This window comes from Methylophilus sp. Leaf416 (assembly GCF_001424665.1).
In the GTDB taxonomy this organism is placed as follows: domain Bacteria; phylum Pseudomonadota; class Gammaproteobacteria; order Burkholderiales; family Methylophilaceae; genus Methylophilus.
Genome location: NZ_LMQS01000005.1, coordinates 242,242 through 263,533, shown reverse-complemented (window position 1 = coordinate 263,533; position 21,292 = coordinate 242,242). Strand labels below are relative to the sequence as shown.

The window sequence follows — 21,292 nt, the reverse complement described above, 5'->3', positions numbered from 1 at the left end:
AATTAAATTTGAGTGTAGTTTAACATCAATTACTTAACACGTACTAAAGTACCACTTACACTTGAACTGTCTCCAATACCGCTAGCAGCGTAAAGAAATGTTTTCACTTCGCCTTGAGGCCATTGGAAAGTTATAGACTGATCATTTACAAGCTGATAAGTGTCAAGTTTGGTATTCCATTTTGCATCACGTATGACTACACGTAGTTTTCCACCGCCTGTAGTTTTTGCTGTGAGCTTGAATTTTTCACCGGCCTTAGGTTTAGCCCAGGCTACTTGACTAATATTTCTACCTGATTGATTCGTCTGTGAAACTACCGCAGTTGTCTTGCCAAAAACAAATGCCTGCTTCCATGTATTGAATTTGCCAGATGGGTCATTAACGCAAGCTGAACCTTTATATACACACCAAGGGCCTCGCATAGACAAAATATTCAAGTTCTTTTCTGGCATAAATGGCTGATTTTGTTCATTCACCCAAGATTTAACTGAGGTTACCATGCGTAATGACTGTCTGATCAGATGCAGTTCTTCAATCGCTTTCTTATCATAGCCATTCTTGTTTAAGTCAAGACCTGAACCAATTTCGGCGTAAATAACGAAAGGAGTACCTTCATTCCAATCTACGATATATGCTCCATAAACCTTCAGAGTGTTTGCAATCTTTATTAACTCTGGTGTTTTCAATCTTGATAGATCAAAGTCAGGTGGAAGCATAAGCAAAGAACCTTCCGGAATTTGACCTCTGTTAAATTTACTAAAGCTGTCTGCTGATGTGGCTGGGTAAACATAATCTGGCGCCATACCATTTTTGGTGAGGGACATTGCTAGCGCGTGTGGATATATTGTATCGCTGCTTTGAAATTCGCTTTTGCGAATGATACCAGCGCACGCAGGAAGGCCGACAGCTCTGGCTCCATGATAGTAATGAGCAGGATCAGGCCATCCACTTCCATTCATGGGAGACCATGCGTAAAGATTGGCTGTCCATTGACCATTGGTGTTCTTAAGCTTCCAAAAAGAATGGATTACTCCATTATCCATGTCAAAGATATCTGCATGACCATCTCCACCAGAGGCTGGTTTTAAGTCTGCAGGCCAATGAGGTATTTCAACTTGTGGCAGAAAAGCTTCTGCATCAGCGTCATATACACCTTTTTGACCAGGATTCGGCTTTACAATTAATGGAGGATTATTTTGGTCTGCAAAAAAACATCCGGTAGAGAATTGGCCCTGATGGATGCTTGGAGCATATGCTGATGTTGGAATAACAAAATTGGAAAAAGTAGGAGATACTGGGCGACTTTTCCATAATGAGTTTTCTTCAAATGGCTTTGTGTATCGATTTGGGTCTGTCTGACTTGTCTGACTAAGATTCTTAGCTGGGGCAGTTCTTACGTTCGGATCTGCAGCACACGCCGCCATTGATATACATAGAGAAATAGAAAATAAGGACGCTGGTATCATCAAGCGCCCTTTTGTTAATCCCGTCATCATTTACTCCTTTAGAGCAACAGTTCGATTTAAATGATCTGCCAGCCGCAAAGCCAACGCAACAATAGTGAGGGTAGGATTTGCATGACTGTTAGTGGTAAAGACTGAGGAGCTAGCGATATGTAAGTTCGTTAAACCATGAACTCTGCAATTCGCATCAACCACACTTTCACTTGGATTGTTTCCCATCCTCGTTGTTCCCATGTGATGGCCGCCTACTGGTAAAGCATTTTTCATACTTTTTTCTAACTCATGTTGATCAAATTCAAGTCGACAAGACTTGGTTTTTTCAAATAATTCCTTGAGCAGATTGAAGTACTTAATTCCAGAAGCAATATCCAGGCCAGTGAGTTTCCAATGAATACTCACTCTGGGCATTCCGAACCTGTCTACTTCATTCATCAGTTCTATGCGGTTGTTGATGTCTTGCACTTGTTCACTATTAAATTCAAGGGGATACGTTCCATTCTTGTTAGCAATTAGAGTATATGGTACCTTTCTTTTAGCGAGTTTTATTTTGAATAACCATTGATATGTGAAGGCTGCTACCGATCCAATATCCAGAAAAACATTTCTTATATGCTTTAAAAGCTGACGATTTTGGTCAGCTTGATTCGTGCCATGGTTCAAAATTGTCTGGTACTCAGGTTTGAGTATGGATTTAGCGAGGAAAATTGTGGAAAGCACACCACTGCCGTGGGATGGGTCCGCATAGGCAGGGAAATGCAAGCGGAAAGCTGCATTCAACAAACCATGCTGTGCCTGAAACTGGGGGGAAAATTGTAGCTTGCGTCTTGCATAGACACCTTCTAACGTTTTCTGGAAATCGAAAACCGGTTTCTCCCCAGTAAAACGTAAAGCGCCAAAAATCAAATCATAATGGCATGCATAATATTTACCCAGGCTACTATCCATGAAACTCCAGACTGGATTGTTCTTACGGCTCACAAGCATCAGGCGGGTGACATCTATACATCCTCCCGCGAGCACGACTTGATTTATTTTTAATGTAACAGGCTGGTTTCCATCATGCAGAGTAATAGATGCTATCTTATGCGGCTCTTCCGGCAGGCAGTTGAGGCTGGTACAGCGTGTCTGCAGCAAGACCTGAACATTTCTGGAAACTGTTAGTTCCTGACGGAATTTCTTGCCGAAATCAGTTGGCAAGCTGTAACGCTCTATGTATTCATTTAATTCAGGCGTGAGCTGCGTGATCTCGCTGAAAATAGGTTTTGTTTTAGGACCAAATGCTGAAATCGCAAAGTCATTATTGCCGGCATCACAAAAATCCAGTGCCTCTTGGTAATAGCTCGCTATTTCCGTAGCACCTGAAGGCCACCCGCTTTCCGGCACATGGTCTCTTTTTTCAAAGTCATGGCTATCGAAAGGTACACAACGTCCGCCCCAAAGATGGGTCGTTCCGCCAAAACGCTGATACCTGAACTCTGTCGTTTGCGGGTGTGGAGATGTGGCCTTTCCGACATAGGCATCCAGAATATCGGGAGTCTCGTTCCACCCCCCGCCTTCGATCAACAAGACACGCTGCCCTAGCCGGGAAAGCTTAACGGCTAGACTGATTCCAGCTGCACCGGCGCCTATGATGCAAATAGGGAAGCTTTCAAGAGCCAGTGTATCCGCATCTTTAAGGTAACCAATCATTTAGCTTTCCTGATATTTCTCGATCAATTTTCCTAATTTCGCTATTTCAAGGTTTAAATTGAATTGCGCCTCAATCGTTTGCCTTGCTTCACGTTTCACATTTTCACGTAACTGCTCATTTTCCATATAACTCACGATCGCTTGTTTCAGTGAGACTTCATCCGAGGGAGAAACCACCAGCCCTGATATGCCATGTTGTATCAATTCGGTGACCCCGCCTACGTTGGTTCCAATCACAGGAACGCCACATGCCATCGCTTCCATCAGGGAAACCGGGACGCCTTCAGCGAAGCTGGGCAGAATAAACACATCACTGTTTTGTAGTGTTTTCCTCACTGTTTCCTGACTGGCAAACCCTCCAAAATACACATGCTCCTGCAGTCCATGCTGCTTCACCTTAAGTTCAAGATCAGCGCGCTCTGGACCGTCCCCTAGCAATGTCAGATGAAAGTTGTGTCCTTCGTTTTTCAGTGCGATTAAACTGTTTAATAAGACTGGAACACCTTTTTCAGCAGCAAGCCTCCCTACATAAAGCAATTTAAACGCATCGTTTACCAGTATTTTCGCTAGGGGTTCGCCAGTGGAGTAAGCAGCAACATCAACACCACAGTGAACGATATGTAACTTGTGCCAGTCTTCAGCATCGGAAAAAAGCATCATCTGGCTTCGGCAATAATTACTGATGCAGACGATAAACTTTGCGAATCTGACTTTTTCACGCAACGCCAATAACGTAGGTTCAAAGAAAATATGCGGACCATGAAAAGTGATGCTGTACCCGACTCCACTTAGCTGGCTTGCCAACATAGTCACAGTGCCACTACTGTCACCGAAATGGTTATGTATGTGCTGGATTTTATTCTGGAGCAGATAGTTGGAAAGTAATAAGGCTTCTTGTAAATAAAAAAGCTGATACAACGACCCCTTGATGCCGGGTTTCCTTGTTCTGAAAGCCAGGCATAACGTTTTGAAGTAAATGGCAGGTGTTTTAAATAAAGTGGTTAAATTCAAAGTGATTAATGCTAAAACATTCGCTGGCAAAAAATAAGCCGTATTTTCTCGCTCGCTACGAATCAGTTCACTGACATTATTCGCACCTTCAGGCCTGCGCAACGCACTGGTGAATACTTCGTGTCCTGCTTCTCTAAGACCTACTACTTCTCGTTGAATGAACGTATCTGTGGCTCGGGGATAACTGCTGGTGAAATAAGAAATACGCATGCTAGTCCATTAATTATTTTTAAACCAAAAATGTGATTTCAGCGTTTTTGGATTACTTGTGATGAAGTTGGCACTAGTCGACTCACATAGCTCAATGTCAAACCTACAACGAACCATAAATACCAGTTAAAAATCAGATAATCCATCATGTTATCTGAATAAGATTCAAATAAAAATTCAACAAGTAATACGATGACCGTAAAAATCAACAGTTTATTATGGCTGTACAAACTTGCCAACGTACGAAGGTGTGCAAAAATTAGATAAATAAAAGATATAACTCCAAACAACCCTAATTCGAAAAACATTTGAACATAAACGTTGTGTGCATTGATTTCAAATTTCTGTCTCTCAAAGGCATTAGCCATCCCGAACTCTGTGGAATAGTGAATAAAACTAGAGACTCCATAACCAAACAGATATCTGGTTTCAGACATCCAAGTAATCGCATTCGCCCAAATTTGCTTACGCCAAGCGTATGAATTTAAACGTCCATAGCCATTAGCTCCAAAATCATTATCTCGCGCAAGATCCATTACACGATCTTGCACATCTGGTATCAGCAATGCAAAGAAAGGAGCTAGTATCATCAAAATCAATAGTTTTCGTTCATATAATAATGCGTAAAGCCCAAAAAATAGGTAGCAGGCAGCCCAAGCCGATCTAGTTTTTGTCATCAGAACAAGGCCTAAAAGTATAGCCATATAAATGGGGAAAATTTTTAGAAATCCTGAGGAAATAAATTTGTTTTTTGTTTTATATGAATAAAAACAAATTGTGATTACTAAAACTAGATAAGGTGCCAATGTATTAGGATGCGGAAAAGTGCTTTGTAATCTCAATCCTTCTTGAATACTAAAGCGCACTCCTTTCCCGCCTAAAAACAATGAAAATATTCCATAAACAACAGGAATAATAGATGACAGAATGATAGCTTTTATCCACTTACCGAAATCCTCTTCGGACTTCACTAAGGTCAGGCCCAATACAAACATTGCTGCATAAGACACATAAATCAAAAATATTTTAAGGCTCGCAACAAAACTTGGAGCATATGCAAGTGATAAGCACGATAGTCCGAGAAAAACTAGCCAAGCCCACTTTATTGAGTTCAAATTTACAGTAATCTTTACTGGCTTTTCAATCAGCGTTAGCAAAGCGATCAAAATTACTAACGCATTTAATACAGCACCGAGGCCGAAACTTCCAACCTTTATTGCATTAAATGCAACATCTAAAGAGGATCTACTTAGGACGACCAAGAAAAAGAATATATACCTGTTAAAAATGAATAATAGCCCAATGAGCATTGCAGCAGGTAAGCCTAAAAAATATAGATATCTATGACCAAAAGCTTGAGTTAAAAACAACGTTACCAGGCCAAAAAAAAGTGCTGACACTATTGCCAGGGAGACCAATATAAAATTTGATTTATTGAAGCTGGATTTGGACACTTGTTTTACCAGATAGAGTTGAATTAGAAACGTAAGGTCGCTACAAAAAGTGCCAGTATTCCTTTAGGCCAGAATCCTAGTCGGATGAATTTAACCCAATCCGATAGATCAGGACGAATACCATAATATCTAGAAAACATTTGTAAATATAAAAGTTGGGCATCACGAGGTGAATTCTGGCAATGTTGCAAAACAAATCGACTGTAGGCACCCTTTAGCCTATTTTTAGCTTTTATAGATATCCTGTCAGTTCTAGGGGTATCGTCCATAATTTGGGTTGGTATATCCAGTAACGATGCTTTACCAAATAACTTCAAAACTCTGTAAAAAAACTCCATATCTTGCCAGGCTGGCATTTGTTCATCAAAAAGTCCCGCTTCAATGAACACAGATTTGGGAGCAAACATCTGATTTCCAATATGATTAAATTCAAAAATTTGCTCATGTCCAACATGCCCCAACTTTTTGGATATTGCAATCTGTTCACCATTTCTGTAAATCAAGTCTGGCGTATATAAACATGATGGGGTGATACGATGCTCTTTTAAAAAAGTCCAGTAGTCTATGAATAATTCAATTCTGTTGGGTAAAAACTCATCATCATCATCAAGCCCAGTTATAAATTCGCCAGATGCATGTTTAATTGCCAGATTCCGGGCTGCCGGAGCGCCCTCCGATTTAGTCTTAATAAAAAACTTTAATCTATTATCAATAGCTGACTTTTGTTTTAGATAGTTCTCTGTTTCGTCGGTGGAACCATCACTGACTACTATCACTTCGATGTCTTGATATGTTTGATTCAATACCGAGTCCACAGCTTTAGCCAAAATATCTTTACGATCTTTTGTAGGAATGTATATAGTGACTTTCATATTGGTTCTTTGCTTAGTTAAAACTTATAAAGACACTTAAATCAAAATTGTCTCTTGTAAACAGAAAAAAGTGGATTTGAATATGTGGGAATTTAAATTGCGTGAGGCACTAACAATTTGCGGTTATTACCTGTAACAGAAGCTGTCAAATCATTTAAAAATCTTTCATGCAATTTAAAAAGCTTTTCTGTTTCAGAATCGTTTTGTGCTATTGAAGAAACCCTAACAAGTATGCCATCGTCGAATCGTTGTTTAAATAATCCATCCTCGATGATTTTTAAACGCATTTGGAGTCCGGATAAAAACGTGCCGTCACCGACTCTTACCCAGTAACTAACTGCTTCTAAGTGTGAAGAGCTTGTGTATACCTGATTTTTACCTACAATTGGTGATGCATTTGCCGAAATAGCAAAACTTGCTAACGTTGACTTCAGCATCTGATAACCTTGTGCAGGATAGCAAATATCTGGCTGATGGATTTTTACATCTTGGCGCTGTTCTTTTGCATAAGCTAATGCAAGCATTACTTTTTCACCCTCTTTATTGACATAAGTGCGCATTAACACATCATCATAAATCTGATTTTGCATATTATTGTCACTTACCAAACTTACTTGTTGAGTTAATTGAGGGACTAATTTCCAATCTTTAAACTCTTGCGGAATATTATTTTCAAGGTCACTTGAATAAGTTGCATAGTTCCATGCCGGCTTCATACCATGCGCAATAATAAGCACGCAAATACTGATCACAAATAAAACAATCGCCGGCAGCATTTTTACAGCGGGAAGTTTATGGATTAAATCCTTCATTGTATGACCTTGTTAATCCTGACTGAGCAAAGCCTTGATCTTAAAATGTTCAGCAAACTTTTGTATAACTGTATCCATGACAATTATCAAAACGAGTGCGGTCATAAATAAAATCATGCCTGAAAAATTATGCAAAAAGCCTTGTCCAGCCTCATCGCCAAAATGATAGGTAATCAGTGCAAGTGTGCAAACGCGTAATACATTCGAGGTAAATGAGATCGGCACAATCAGAATTGCGAGTAACACGTTACGCCAAAATGCTTGGTGATTAATCACATTAATATATAACAATCCGATTGCTTCCAATGTGAATAAAGAGTTTAACCCGGCACAGGCATCAGCAACCAATAATTTATATTGACCAATTTGGAGAATGACACCTGAACGAGCAATCGGATAGTCGAGCCAGTACAACAAATGTTCTGATGCAAATGAAACTGCGATCTTCATTGGCTGTGTGACTGCATCAATGACGGAGGCTGGCCAAGGCATTAAGAAAATGAAAAAGAACAATGCAAACCAGTATTTGAATACCGTGTTGAGTCCAAAAACAATGCATATCAAACCACATAAAATCAATACAAGCGACAGTACTGAAAGAATATAAACGCTTTGTGAATATCCTATCAGATATATACAGGCCCCAATAAAAATAAAAAACCAGCCCAAGAAAGGTGCTGGTTTGAATAAATATTTTTTATCAAGAATTTGTTTGGTTTTGAAATAAAAAAACCAAATGGCAATTCCCAAAACGATAGGACCATGCGATTGTGTATCGTTATTCCATACATTCAAGAAAAGATCATAAAAAACCGGAACAAATAAAACCAGTACTGATGCCAACAATAAAACATATACCGAAATTTTTCGCTGTGGTAGCGAATCCATCGTTAAAGCTTGAGAATTCATTTTAGGCTACCACATTTAATGCAACTTGAACTTCTATACCTAAAGCGCGGCAAGCTTGAATAGCAGCCTGAGTATCATTGAGGCCCGTTTTATGCTGCTCGGTTGCAATCAGAACACCACCAATTTTTTTGGCGAGTATTTGTGCATCAGATGATTGCAAAATCGGTGAAGTATTGATGATGATGACATCAAATTGCTCAGAAAAAACTGTGAGCAGTTGTTCAAATGTTTCTTTATTTAGAAGCTCCTGCGGATTTGGAGGAATAGTTCCTGCTGTCAATATACTGAGATTTAAAAGCGAAGGAATTCTTACTAAAACATCTGTTGAGGCCCTACCTGCAAGAATATCCGATAAACCAGCATTGTTATTCAACCTGAATAATTTATGTTGAGATGGATCACGCAAATTAGCGTCAATCAATAACGTTCGCTCCCCTAACTGTGAAAAAACAACAGCAAGATTCGCAGCTAGCTCACTGCTTCCATCAACTTCTTTAGATGAAGAAATTGCAATTGCCTTATGACCGCATTCAAACCAGCGCAACATTAGCTGAGTGCGCAAAGACCGTAAAGATTCTACTTGTTTTGAAAATGGATCGAATGCAGCAACTAGGCTACTGCTAAAAGATGATTTATCAGTGGTCAAATAGGGATAATCAAATTGAAAAGACAATGCTTTATTAATATCTTCCATTGTCACAAAACCTAGCGCTAATGCTGCCTCGCCAAATCGCATAGACTTTTCTTTCTGAAACTTCAGGATACGCTCAGCATCCTTTTCAGTAATTTTCCCCATATCCAGCAATAGGTGCCCAATACTGGAGGAAACCGTTTTAACGGGTGGGTGAGTGTCAGTTTCTATAATATTCATACGGAATGTCGCTTACTTCATAAAATGTAAAATTAAGAGATCTACGCTCTGATGACACTGTACTCATAGACAGGAATTTCTGCCAAACCAACAATATCGTCTTTGCTCCGCACGCGACGGTCAAGCAACTCTCCAATCAAGGCAAAAAAGCAGCCTAGCATCGTTCCAATAATCAAAGAAAATGGAACAATCAAAATTAACCTGGGATTACTTGGAGAGGATGGAGGAGTTGCAGCTTCCAAGATAGAAATATCCGCTTGATTAGATTGCCCTTCCAACGCAGTCTGACTAAACCTGTTATTAACAGATGCTAGGGCGTTTTGGGCGATCTCAATATCCTTCTCAAGAATCATAAGCTCAGAGCGAGACCGGTTCAAATCCAAAACCTTTTGTTTCTGCTTTTCAAGTTGAGATCGCACATCACCTAGTCTTTGAGAGTTTATGTTGGCACTATTACCTAGGCTCACCACAGTGCGATCAATCTCAGTTTCCAACTGACTTCTTAATTTAGAAACTTCAGCCTCTGTTGAAATATATTGAGGATGGTTTTTGCTATAACGTTGGCCTAATTCTGCTAATTTTGATTCTGCGGTTACTAAGCTCATGCGTAAATTCTGAATCACAGGATTTTGAGCCACATCCGGAGAATCACTGGTATTTTTTGCTGCATCATTTCTTCTTGAATTGGCTTCGATAGACTGAGATTGCATCATGCCATATTGCGCTGATAAATCTCTAAGCTTGGATCCTTCAACATCATAAGCCTCTTGAATACTAGTCAAACCATGATCTTTTTGATATTGAGATAATTTTTCTTGAGATTTTTGAAGGCTCTCTCTTAAAACCTTCGTTTGTTCAGATAAATATTGTGATGCTTTAATTGCCGGATCCATTTTAAGTTTGAGGGTAATCGCTATATATGATTCTGCAAAGGAATTCGCCAACGTAGCTGCGAAAGAGGGCTCTATCCCCTTATATCCGATCTGAATAACACTACTTTCTCTAGAAGGTGTGACATCCAGATTCTTTAAAAGCTTTTCAGCAAGCCATTGATTTATATCTACATTATTATCTTTATTCGATTTATCAAAATCTTCCCTTATGGATGGTATTTCAACAAGCTTTAATTTTTTTACCACATCGACTGCGACACTTTTACTTTGAATAATCTCAGCTTGCGTTCCCAGAAATCCTGGCATAAGTTGGGCTGGGATAGCTGTACCAGTGACAGGATCAACCCCTTTGTAATTCAATAAAACTTTTGCTGTTGCCAAATAGTTCTTTGGCAACAGCATACTCACTAGAACTGCGGTAGCCATTGTAAGAAGTGCCACAAGAATAATAATTTTCTTACGCGCTTTAAGAATGATAATAAATTGTAAAAAATTCATGACTTTACCTAAAAATTAAAGCAAACTTTCTTCAATGAATAAAACATCTTCATCTATTAAAGTGCCAGTTAGCTCTGGGGTTTCTTTTACCAACTTACCGTCTGCGTTTTTCCGATGTAGTTTAACGGAACGTTGCGTGCCACGAATTGTGATACCACCAGCTTTAGCGATAGCCTGCATTATTGTCATGTTTTTATCAATTTTATACATTCCAGGACGTTGCACTTCACCATAAATATAGACTTGAGGTGCTTTAGGAATATATATCACATCTCCTGGAACAAGCTCTTTATTACCGGCTGCTGCCGGCGAACGGAAAAGTTCATCAATATTAATTTCTTTTGTTTCAGGTGTTCCAGAACGTGAGGTAGTAAAAAAGAGCGATTCACCAGCTACTTCATTAGCACCACCGGCAAGAGCAACAAAGTCGCTGATTTTGCGTGTTCTTCCTTGTATACCATACTTACCTGGGCGCTGAACCTGACCTGCTACTGCTACATCACGTACACTAATGTATATAGTTTCACCGCCTATCAATCGAGTATCTTGTGCATTCAAATTACGATGCTCAATAACCTCATATAGATCATATTCACTTTGTTTATCATTTCGGACAACAGTAATTATTTCTGAAGCTTCTTGAGTCAGGCCTCCCGCCTCAGCAATTATATCCTTAACATCTGTCGGATGCATGATAGGGTACCTCCCTGGCTTTAGTACACCTCCAAGTACCGAAACAGTTTTACTTTTAAACTCTAAAATCAATAAAGAGACTTGTGGATTAGCAATAAATCCACCGCGTTTTAATTGCTCAGCAATACGCTTTTCCGCCTGAATTGTAGTTAACCCACCAACCTCAACTTCGCTGATCAAAGGCAGAGTAATTAATCCACCTTCGGCCACTCTAATTTCACGCGTTAAATCAGCATCTCCATAGACTATAACTCGCACAAAATCCCCTGCACCTAATGTATAGTCAGCGTTAGCAAAGGAACTAAATAAAATAATAAGACTGGTTAATAAGTATTTAATGTAGCGAGGCATGCTCTTTTCTCTTCTGTAATTTTAAAATAATCTTATTTAAGGAGGACTTTGAGTAAGCCTAACATGGATCAAAGTCAACAATAGTTATTTTGTACATTAGTCAGCGTATTTTTAAATTAACATATCCATATAAGCTAGTAGTTGTTATAAAAAGGCTTAAGTGCAACTTAAGTAATTCTACAAGCAATATATTAAATCTAACGTTTAAATCTTGAGTTCAAGATTGACAGAGGTTAAGGTGTCTTCATAATCGAATCTTGATATAGTCGAGTCGCGATACGACTTAACGCTATTTAAAGACAAACCAACATTTTTTGTTGGATTCCAAGTGATAAACCCACCATAAGAATGTTCTTTATCATTACGGCCACTAGTATCAAAACGCGCTCGCCCTTCAAAATCACGCTCTGAATAACGTAGATTCAATCCAGCTTCAATTTTTGATGAAAAATCATATGTCAAACGAGAACTTAGAGTATCTGTTATTGAGTAGGTGGAATTTATTGTTTCAAAAGGGGTAGCTGTACGAGTCATGATTAAGTTGCCTTTGATCTTGCCAGTAATTATCAAGTTGTAGCTCACATTACCAATAAAGGATTCAAAATCACGGACTTTGAAATTATCGTACTCTCTGGACAAGTGCCCTACTTTTGCACTCAAACTACTCTTACCTGGTTCTTGAGTAAATAAATCTAACTCATATTCATTTTCTTTATATCCGTTATCAAATGCATTGATTGGATCAAGTGGTCGTTGACTTAAGCCGCCATTACGATTGTGAGCTAGAAATTTGATGTATGCCCCTGATGCAAAATCATAACTGATTCCATAATCTACACCTTTCGCATCAAAATCCGTAATTGCAGTAAATACTTGACTGTTTTCGACCTTAGTTTGACTTACACCAAAAATCAAGCCCCATACCTTATGGGGCGAATATTTTGCAGTGAACTCATTATTGATTATTGTTCTAACGTTTTGTTGATTGTTTAAAAAATCACCAAAATTATTCATTGCCTCTGTTTGGCGAGAACTTAGTGTACCAGTAAAGCTTGGCGTTAGAGTCCATAAATATGTAGCTGAATAATTTTTACCTACAAAATCAAGGTAATCATTTTTTTGGTATTTGTTATCTATTACCCAAACATCTACAATGACACGCTGTAAAGAGTAAGACTTATCGATTTTAACTCCCAAAGTAGATCTTGTAATTTGCTCAGTTGTTTCATTAGTGGATCTTCTAAACAAATTGTCGTCATACGCTTTATTAATTGAGGCACGAAACTGTAGGGTATCCAATTCATCTGCCATTATTTGAGTAGATGACAAATTTACGAAACAATAGACCCACAGAAGCTGATGTGCGTGAGTTAAAAACTTTTTACTATTATGCTTTGAAAGCATGAAGCCACCCTGAATTGTGTAAATCTTTTGCTTTATTCTACTATTAAAAGCAATAGCTGCTGATAGATTAGAGCAGCCTAAAAAAAAATTATAGTAATTTTTTTAGGCCTGTAATGATGCAAGCATGCGATGATACTTTTGTGACAGATTATCATGTTAGCGCCTGTCTTGCACCTACCCGAAAGGGCAGCGCTTGAACAAAAAATTTCTGCAACCGTATTAGGATGCGTTAAACTCTACCTAAAGTAATATACAAGAAATTTATGGCCACTAAAAAACCTCCCATCCGAACCCTCTCCGGCCTCTCAGCCAGTGCGAACAGTCCCCTTTACCTTTTAGAATCTATTGTTGAGCCTCTGGTAATGGTGTTCGTATTGTGGGGACTTTTCATTTACACTGAAAACCAGATTCCCATGTCGATATTTATCGTTTCGATTGTTCTGTTTTCGATCACCTTTCCTAGTGGCGCAAAAATTCGCAAGTCATTTTTTTCCATGTGCAGGGATGTCATCGCACAATGGCTATTAATCGCTTTTTTTGTTTTAATTTTTGCTTACGTCACCCGATACATCACACTCTATAGTGAGCAAATGATTCTTGCGTGGTTAATTATTACGCCTTTGGCGCAAATTGCAGCCTTGCAATTATTAAAATGGGCAAGCCCCAAGCTGATTGAATGGCAAGGGCCGCCGCAAAATACTTTGATTGTTGGTTTGAATGAGCAAGGTATTTTGTTGGCTGATAATCTTAAAGAAGATTATTACCAGCGAATTAATGTGCTTGGTTTTTTTGAGGATCGCTCTCCAGCCCGTTTAGAAGAACAGGCAGACTATCCTGTACTTGGGAGCTTGAACGAGCTGAGTACTTATCTACGTCTACACACAGTACATAAATTGTATATCGCTTTGCCAATGTCCAGTCACCCACGTATTTTAAAAATGCTGGATGATTTAAAAGACACCACAACTTCAATCTATTTTGTACCGGATATTTTTGTCACGGATTTGATCCAGGGACGCGTATCTGAGGTAAATGGTATTCCAGTTGTGTCTGTATGCGACACTCCGTTCACAGGTATGGATGGGTTCACTAAACGCACCGCTGACGTGTTGTTTTCATTGTTTGTTTTAATTCTGATTTCACCGATTTTATTGATTATTGCTATTGGAATAAAACTTACCTCTCCTGGCGCGATCATTTTCAAGCAGCGTCGTTATGGTTTAGATGGACAAGAGATATTGGTCTACAAATTCCGTTCAATGACGGTGACTGAAGATGGTGGCAAGGTGACACAGGCGACAAAGAATGATCAGCGGATTACGCCACTGGGCGCATTTCTGCGTAAAACGTCTTTAGATGAATTGCCGCAGTTTATTAATGTATTGCAAGGCCGTATGAGTGTAGTAGGCCCTCGTCCTCATGCCGTAGCCCATAACGAAGAATATCGCAAGCTGATCAAAGGCTATATGGTGCGCCATAAGGTGAAGCCAGGCATTACGGGTTGGGCGCAGGTGAACGGTTTCCGAGGTGAAACTGATACGCTTGAGAAGATGGAACAGCGTGTGCACTATGACCTTGAATATTTGCGTAACTGGAGTCCTCGCCTGGATATGCTGATTGTTGCTAAGACAGTATGGCTAACTGTTGTCGGCCAAGATAGTGCATATTAGACCGATGAATACCACCTATTTAAACCCAATTAATAAGCTTACTTTGCTGGATAACATTTTATTTGCAACTTTAATGGCTATTGCACATGTCGCAACTACAAGCGCAGACAAAAGCACTAGATGAATCAATGAATCTTGTTCGACCATTGGAATTAGTTTATGTAAAGCACGAGATTCAAGATCGAGCACAAGCATGTGGACCAAGTAAATTCCAAAGGATAATCTACCTAATTCTTTTAACACATTCGTTCTGAATAAATCTTTATTTTTAAAGAGATAAACGATGAGGCTAAAAGCATAAAAAAATGAAGATAATTTATTTGCAGTTGGTTTGTGAAACCAATTAACAAGCAAATATGTTTCTAAACATGATAATAAATAAAAACCCAAAATTAAACTGATAAGCAGAATGTTGGATACTTTAATTTGCTTATCTTGTCCCAAATAAAGGCCTAATACAAAAAACATTACCCATGTTAGGCAGTTGCCGGCATAAATAATCAATGGCAATTCAATTTCGATGAAATATCGAATATAAAAGATTATCGCTACCGTGAGGCAGCTGATCACTATACTAATTATTAAACCTTCGACATTTGCAAACTTTTTAAGCAGTGGCAGCAATAAATAGTACTGAATAATCAGTGCAATAAAATAATAAGGGGCTGCAGATTGAAAAGTAATTAACTTAACTAACTCATTAGTGATAGTTGTGTTGCTATTCATCAGTGCTAGAAATGAAAATATCAGCGACCAAAAAAGCATTGGCAAATATACCCTCGGTATCTGCTTGCCGAGAAAGGTAAAATAATCGTGCCATTGATAAAAAGACTTTTTCGCTAAAAAGTATCCGGAAATGGAAATGAATAGAGGAACAGCGTAACTCCAAATATTTTTCCATAAAATGGCCACATAGAAGTTGACGCTATCTTCGCCAGATTGAATTCCTGTCCGGGATGCATGAATTGCAATAACTGCAATAATTGCCAATCCGCGAAGCACATCAAAATAGTCGATTCTTTCAGCCATCAAGTACCTTTCAATTTTTTTATTAAGATGTGAAATAGACTTTAATCAGAACATCATGAGTATTGATATTTTTTTTGAATCATCATTAATATCTCATTAACCCAATCTTGTTTTAAACAATCAAGAATTTGCACATCAGTCATTCCTCTTAGCCAAGTTAACTGCCTTTTTGCAAGTTGCCGAGTCGCAAATACTCCATGGTCACCTAGGGTAGCTAAATCAATCTGATCATTTAGATATTCCACTGCTTGCCTATACCCTACGCAGCGCATACTTGGGCTTTCAGCATTAAGTTGTGGATATTGGGCCATCAGGTTTTGCACTTCCTCAATAAAACCTTGTTTAAGCATCAATTTAAAACGATCCGCGATGCGCTGATGCAATACGGCGCGCTCACTGGGCATCAGGGCAATTTTTAGTATGTTAAAAGGTAGTTCATGTTTGCTGGATTTTGCGCGCAAGGTGCTCATCGACTGACCGCTAATACGATAAACTTCTAACGCTCGCTCAATACGCTGCGAGTCTGTAGGCTCTATTTTGGCGGCTACTTGTGGATCAATGCCTGCCAGCTGCGCATGCATGGCTGGCCAACCCGCTTTAGCTGCCTCGGCTTCGATTTCGTCACGCACATTTTGGTCAGCCTCTGGAAGCTGGCTCAGGCCGTGCTGCAAAGCATTAAAATACAGCATAGTACCCCCGACCAACAAAGGCACGCGCCCCTTTTCAGTGGCTGCATTCATCAGTGAGAGTGCATCTTTGGCAAACTGCGCCGCTGAATACTGTTCCACCGGTGTGATTAAATCAATCAGATGATGCGGGGCCTGGCGTAGCGTTTCTGCATCAGGTTTGGCGGTGCCGATATCCATACCGCGATATACCAGCGCCGAATCTACACTGATAATTTCTACCGGTAATTGTTGATATAAGGCTATCGTGGCGGCAGTCTTGCCGCTGGCAGTCGGCCCCATCAGAAAAATCGCGGGGGGCAGACTGGTGTTAACTGGTAAGGACATACAGTATCAAGCGATAATCAATAACATGTAGCAACTGCTTAGTTGAGCAGTTTATTTATCATACTTTACATAACTGAAACGCAGGTCATCTTGCGGGGTACCTTCCAAGGCAGAATCACCTTTGGCATTCGGCTGCCATTGAACAACCTCTTCAATTTTGCGTGCCAGTTCAATGTCTTTCATGGTGATGCCTTTGGCGCTGTGGGTGCAGAGCTTAACAATCACAAATGCGTAAGAAACAGTTAAATCAGGATGGTGCCAGGCAGCTTCAGCCAAATGCCCGACAGTGTTGACCACCATCAGTGTGCCCTTCCAGCTGTTGGTTTTATATTTACGACGGATCCAGCCTTCTTCGTAAAACCAGTGGGGTAAAGATTCAGCAAAGTGTTGTTGGATTTCGTGCTCGGTTAGAACCTGTTCAGTCATGGCGTTCTCCTCGTGAATAATTTTTAATTTTACAGACAGTATACCTTAGCCATACAGGCGATTTACATGCATCTAGCATACCTTGACTGGCGAGAATCTGGATCGTCGTAGATTAAATCAGCATTGCCAGCATGGCGGTGATTACGGTGAGGTCCGCACTAGTGCCAGGGTTAAGTCGCGCTTGCTTGAGCAAATGATCCCAGTTGAGTAGTGCTGTCATATAGTTTTTAGGATTTTCGAGTGCCATGAATGCTGTGGCATGTTCCAACGCGGTTTGCTGTACTTGTAATGCCCTTTCCTCACCATACTTGCGTGCGATGTGGCTGTCTGGCACAGAGGATAGCCAGTGTAGATATACTGCGGTCAGTGCCCAGGCCGGACGCTGCCAACAATCAATATAGTTTTTATAAAGTGGCAGCGCTTGAGAAAATAGTTGTGCATAGCATTCGCTATACTGGCGCGCCACCACATCGTGCGCACTTGCAAGACGCATTGCCTCAAGCAAGGTAATCTGGGGTGGCTGTGATACATCATGTTCGTTGCGCTCGCCCATTCCTGCTGGACTTACAAGCCTAATGCCCTGATAGACTAGTGCTGCGTCTTCCACGGTCGTTTCATTCAATACTTGCTTTAGACCATCTAACAGAGGCAAATGTGGATAACGTATGACAGCCTGCACTATAGGTGCTGCCAGTAAAATAATACCCAGGTTCGTATTACAGGCGACCTTGTTATAAGTGACTTCTAATGCAGCCAGGATACGTTGACCTAACGTGCGATCACCATACTGTGCATCATCACACAGAACAGGTGCCGAGACTTCGGCGCTATCGATAAAGTGTTGGACCTGCATGCTGTGACCATCAGCAAAGATGTGCACATTGCCGGGTTTGAGTGCTTCCAGTTCAGACAGGCAAGCTTTTAAATATGCGCTTTGTACGTTCATAGGCAATAGTGATCTAAATTAATCAACATTGCTTTCGCCTGAAAAGCGTAATAAATCTGCCACCAGAATATCTGCAATATTCAAATCAGTAATGGTTTGCAAACCTCGCCAGGCTGGAATACTGTTCACTTCTATCACCCACAGTTTACCGTGCTTGTCGCGCATGATATCCACCCCAGCATAATTGATGCCAATGGCAGCGGCTGCCTGCACCCCTATTTCGGCCACATCGTCTTCGTCACTGGCCGTGCATCGTGCGCCACGCGCAACATTGTGTAGCCAGCCATCCCCCTGCCGGCGCATCACAGCCACAGGCTCACCATTGACGACGAAGACTCGATAATCATGCTGATTGGTGCCGCAATCGATTTTCTCTTGCAGATAATAAATACCATCGACAAACATATCCTGCGGCAAGGCAAATTGCTGCGGATGCTCAATTAGACGCACACCTTTGCCTTGAGAGCCAAACAAGGGTTTGATCACTAATGTTTTGCCGTTATCCAGCGCTTCTTGCATCAGGGGGTGTGCAACCTGTCTATACTCGCATACCCAGGTATTCGGTGTCGCGATACCATGCTCGGCTAATAACTGGGTAGTCAGGCTTTTATCGACAGTGGTTTCAATGGCGCGGGCATGGTTATAAATAGTCATACCCTGCCGTTGCAGGGTATGCAAAATATTCATGCGGGTGATGATTTGCTGGATAGATCCTGCGGCAACGCCGCGCACAAATGCAATGGGTGAAGGTTGCGATAAACTTGGAATATGCACTTGTACTTGCTGGTCGACGATACTGACATGGCAGCTATCCAGGCAGACCATATGCGCGTGCCAGCCCTGACGGGCAAACGCTTGCGCCAGGGCCTGCCCATGCCAGCCACCCGCCTGGGCGACTTCATCGGTGAAGATAGGAACGATTTTCATACAATCTGAAAGATGGCCGGGGCTGAATGCTGGGATAAGACATTATTTAAAGCTCACGTACCATATATCACGTAAGCTTTTATGCCATTTGTCTTGGATACTTACCCAAGTTTAGATGAATATCTATCCACCAAAAGATTGGTTTAGCAAGGCCTCATTGAATTGACCGGCAAAGAATGTTTTACCGGACTTCAGGTTAGTGACGCTGACTTTGGCCGGTGAAAACAGCATAGGGTCAATCTGGTAGAAATCCATATTCACTGCTTTAAATACCTCAGCAAATGGACGTCCATAATCTTTAGAAGCGGAAGAAGGTAATTGTTGCGCCAGTTGTTCAGCAGCAGCATCTTCAACATTCACAAACAATTGCACAAAACCACCGAATAAAATGGCATCATTGGTGCGGCCCATACCGGTGATAAAGTCTGGTGAAGGTGCTGGCACTGGTGCCACACCATAGCCATCAACAATGGCGCTGAGATCAAAATGCAGAGTGTGGCATTTGTGCAGTGCGACTTCCAGTACGCGTGCAGTCACTTGTAGCGAACCGGCAATACTCCGGGTAGGGGTCAGGATAAAAGTCAGTTTATTAGCTGGCAGACCAGTATCCCTGGCGACTTTCTCAATCACTTCCACTGGCGGCACTTTATCGGTTTCCAGCACCAATACCGACTGATCGCCTTTATCGCTGTAATTAATATCTTTGAAAACTTCTTCACGCTGTGCGATGGCGCGTGCCGGGCCACTACCGAGTGAGAAAAACTTCTCGTGTGACAGTGCCCAACCGGCGTATTGACTACCTAAACAGGCAATCACAGGCTGCTTTGCTGTAACTACCACGCTCAATGGCCAATTAGCGAATTGCGGAACTTGCTGCAGTGTCACGCTACCCAAACCGCCCATGCATATTTCAGCTATGATGCGCCCGGCTTCTAAACCACCAGGAGTTTGGATGCCGGCATCAATAATCGTGGCGCCAGTCTCATGTGTAGTAACCAGGCAGCCAAGTGCCGGTGCATTTGCGATCAGGTGTGCGACCAGTGGCGCACTGTATTGCTGCACGCTAATGGATGTTGAATTCGATGTGTTCACAGACATAAGTGCCCCATAGTTTCTCTAATTGTGTTTTTTTATCTTGCAAAATCTGTTGCACCGCATCTTTTGAAGGCCCTTCTGCATACAGGCTGCATATAGGTTCGCCTCTCTCGATTGTGCGATTTTCAGGCCGGTCTTCCAACCAGGTTGGGAGCTCCGCCTGATTTATTTCTAACGTTTGTTTTGCATACGCGATGCAATGACTGGCATGTGTTTTATATACATTTAATTCAAGGATCTCCATCCCTTGGCAACTGGCGAGTTGAGTCTGTATCAAAGGCAACTCTGCATACAAACGCATACTAGCGCTTAACCTGGGGTTGATTTCCAATACATGCAAACGGCCATCTTGCCAGATTGCATCCAGGCTATTAATACCAACCAGGCCGGAATCTGGTACGACCAAATCTAACAATTCTTGCATGGCTTGCGTTAATTTCTCATCATGTAAACGCGAAGCCCCTGCATATGTATATATTCCAGGCCGTTGCTTCAGGGCATGCACACCAATCAACGTGATTGAATTCTTGCTTACCACAAACAACGCCCCTACCGGCTGGCCGGACTGAAATGCTTGCCAATACCCATTCGCCGCATTTAGCGCCGAAGCTTTATTCCAATCACGTACATGCGCTCCACCGCTCTGCCCGGCAATCTTGTATAACCAGCGTCCATTTTGGGGAGCTTGTGACACTAGCTCTGGTGTCATCGCATGATGGCGAACACAGTGCGCCTTCAACCAAAAGGGATTTTTTACCTGTTCAATCACTTCCGGCACATTACCTAGCAATGCATACCGTTTGTACAGGCTTGCATAACAATCAACGTTTGCCTCAAATCCAGAGCCTATCAGCACAAAATCCGGTTGCCATGCATCCAGTGTATTTATTAAAGTTTTTGCATCTGCAGCACTTAGCCGCCCACACAATGCAGGTAATCGCCAAACTTCCTCTGCAGTTGCTACCGTATCAATATCTGCAAAAGCATCAATTGCTAATACTTCAAATCCTTCGCGCTTCGCCATTTCCGCATAGACGCGTGCGCTTTGCGACACTA

General features: G+C 41.1%; 19 protein-coding genes. 1 reads left to right on the top strand and 18 read right to left on the bottom strand.

The window, feature by feature from the left end:
• Window positions 1–29: 29 nt before the first annotated feature.
• The 11 genes from ASG34_RS13345 to epsL all read right to left on the bottom strand — a co-directional run bounded on the left by ASG34_RS13345 (window position 30) and on the right by epsL (window position 13,130).
• On the bottom strand, window positions 30–1,496 hold the full coding sequence (locus tag ASG34_RS13345) for an Atrophin-1 multi-domain protein (RefSeq protein ID WP_200934477.1): 1,467 nt from the start codon (window positions 1,494–1,496) through the stop codon (window positions 30–32).
• Window positions 1,497–3,152 carry a GMC oxidoreductase gene (locus ASG34_RS13340; protein WP_055831329.1) on the bottom strand — a complete coding sequence of 552 codons (1,656 nt, stop codon included), beginning with the start codon at window positions 3,150–3,152 and terminating at the stop codon, window positions 1,497–1,499.
• Window positions 3,153–4,373 (bottom strand): glycosyltransferase family 4 protein, encoded by a 1,221-nt coding sequence (locus ASG34_RS13335; protein ID WP_055831327.1) that lies wholly within the window; start codon window positions 4,371–4,373, stop codon window positions 3,153–3,155. It lies immediately after the preceding gene.
• Between the two features lie 38 nt (window positions 4,374–4,411).
• A complete protein-coding gene (locus ASG34_RS13330; protein ID WP_055831324.1) occupies window positions 4,412–5,827 on the bottom strand; it encodes an O-antigen ligase family protein in 1,416 nt (471 codons plus the stop codon).
• Between the two features lie 23 nt (window positions 5,828–5,850).
• On the bottom strand, window positions 5,851–6,699 hold the full coding sequence (locus ASG34_RS13325; protein ID WP_055831322.1) for a glycosyltransferase family A protein: 849 nt from the start codon (window positions 6,697–6,699) through the stop codon (window positions 5,851–5,853).
• Window positions 6,700–6,791: 92 nt separating this feature from the next.
• Window positions 6,792–7,511: an exosortase C-terminal domain/associated protein EpsI gene (locus tag ASG34_RS13320; RefSeq protein WP_055831320.1), complete on the bottom strand. Its 720-nt coding sequence runs from the start codon at window positions 7,509–7,511 to the stop codon at window positions 6,792–6,794.
• Between the two features lie 12 nt (window positions 7,512–7,523).
• Window positions 7,524–8,420 (bottom strand): exosortase B, encoded by an 897-nt coding sequence (xrtB, locus tag ASG34_RS13315; RefSeq protein WP_055831318.1) that lies wholly within the window; start codon window positions 8,418–8,420, stop codon window positions 7,524–7,526.
• Between the two features lies 1 nt (window position 8,421).
• Window positions 8,422–9,291 carry a chain length determinant protein tyrosine kinase EpsG gene (gene epsG / locus ASG34_RS13310; protein WP_055831317.1) on the bottom strand — a complete coding sequence of 290 codons (870 nt, stop codon included), beginning with the start codon at window positions 9,289–9,291 and terminating at the stop codon, window positions 8,422–8,424.
• 41 nt (window positions 9,292–9,332) lie between these two features.
• The gene (epsF, locus tag ASG34_RS13305) at window positions 9,333–10,682 is read right to left on the bottom strand and encodes a chain length determinant protein EpsF (protein ID WP_055831315.1); all 1,350 of its coding nucleotides are present in this window, start codon (window positions 10,680–10,682) and stop codon (window positions 9,333–9,335) included.
• 15 nt (window positions 10,683–10,697) lie between these two features.
• On the bottom strand, window positions 10,698–11,726 hold the full coding sequence (locus ASG34_RS13300; RefSeq protein WP_055831313.1) for an SLBB domain-containing protein: 1,029 nt from the start codon (window positions 11,724–11,726) through the stop codon (window positions 10,698–10,700).
• Between the two features lie 204 nt (window positions 11,727–11,930).
• Window positions 11,931–13,130: an XrtB/PEP-CTERM-associated polysaccharide biosynthesis outer membrane protein EpsL gene (gene epsL, locus ASG34_RS13295; protein WP_235559814.1), complete on the bottom strand. Its 1,200-nt coding sequence runs from the start codon at window positions 13,128–13,130 to the stop codon at window positions 11,931–11,933.
• A gap of 263 nt (window positions 13,131–13,393) precedes the next feature.
• On the opposite strand from epsL, the gene ASG34_RS13290 reads away from it, so the two are divergent.
• Entirely contained in the window at window positions 13,394–14,800 is a 1,407-nt protein-coding gene (locus ASG34_RS13290; RefSeq protein ID WP_200934478.1) for an undecaprenyl-phosphate glucose phosphotransferase, read from the top strand.
• Between the two features lie 15 nt (window positions 14,801–14,815).
• Here ASG34_RS13290 and ASG34_RS13285 read toward each other — a convergent pair whose 3' ends face one another.
• From ASG34_RS13285 to ASG34_RS13255, 7 genes are all read right to left on the bottom strand, one after another.
• Complete coding sequence (locus ASG34_RS13285; RefSeq protein ID WP_055831309.1) at window positions 14,816–15,829, bottom strand: acyltransferase; 1,014 nt, start codon at window positions 15,827–15,829, stop codon at window positions 14,816–14,818.
• Between the two features lie 53 nt (window positions 15,830–15,882).
• Window positions 15,883–16,842, bottom strand: coding sequence for a tRNA (adenosine(37)-N6)-dimethylallyltransferase MiaA (gene miaA / locus ASG34_RS13280; protein WP_055831307.1), 960 nt, complete (start codon window positions 16,840–16,842; stop codon window positions 15,883–15,885).
• Between the two features lie 51 nt (window positions 16,843–16,893).
• Entirely contained in the window at window positions 16,894–17,268 is a 375-nt protein-coding gene (locus ASG34_RS13275) for a 4a-hydroxytetrahydrobiopterin dehydratase (RefSeq protein ID WP_055831305.1), read from the bottom strand.
• Window positions 17,269–17,380: 112 nt separating this feature from the next.
• A complete protein-coding gene (locus ASG34_RS13270; protein WP_055831303.1) occupies window positions 17,381–18,214 on the bottom strand; it encodes a triphosphoribosyl-dephospho-CoA synthase in 834 nt (277 codons plus the stop codon).
• Between the two features lie 18 nt (window positions 18,215–18,232).
• Window positions 18,233–19,141 carry an ATP-grasp domain-containing protein gene (locus ASG34_RS13265; protein ID WP_055831302.1) on the bottom strand — a complete coding sequence of 303 codons (909 nt, stop codon included), beginning with the start codon at window positions 19,139–19,141 and terminating at the stop codon, window positions 18,233–18,235.
• A gap of 123 nt (window positions 19,142–19,264) precedes the next feature.
• Window positions 19,265–20,239: a methenyltetrahydromethanopterin cyclohydrolase gene (gene mch / locus ASG34_RS13260; protein WP_055831300.1), complete on the bottom strand. Its 975-nt coding sequence runs from the start codon at window positions 20,237–20,239 to the stop codon at window positions 19,265–19,267.
• Window positions 20,205–21,290, bottom strand: a complete 1,086-nt coding sequence (locus ASG34_RS13255; protein ID WP_235559813.1) for an ATP-grasp domain-containing protein — start codon at window positions 21,288–21,290, stop codon at window positions 20,205–20,207. Before ASG34_RS13255 ends, mch begins: the two co-directional genes overlap by 35 nt.
• Between the last annotated feature and the right edge of the window lie 2 nt (window positions 21,291–21,292).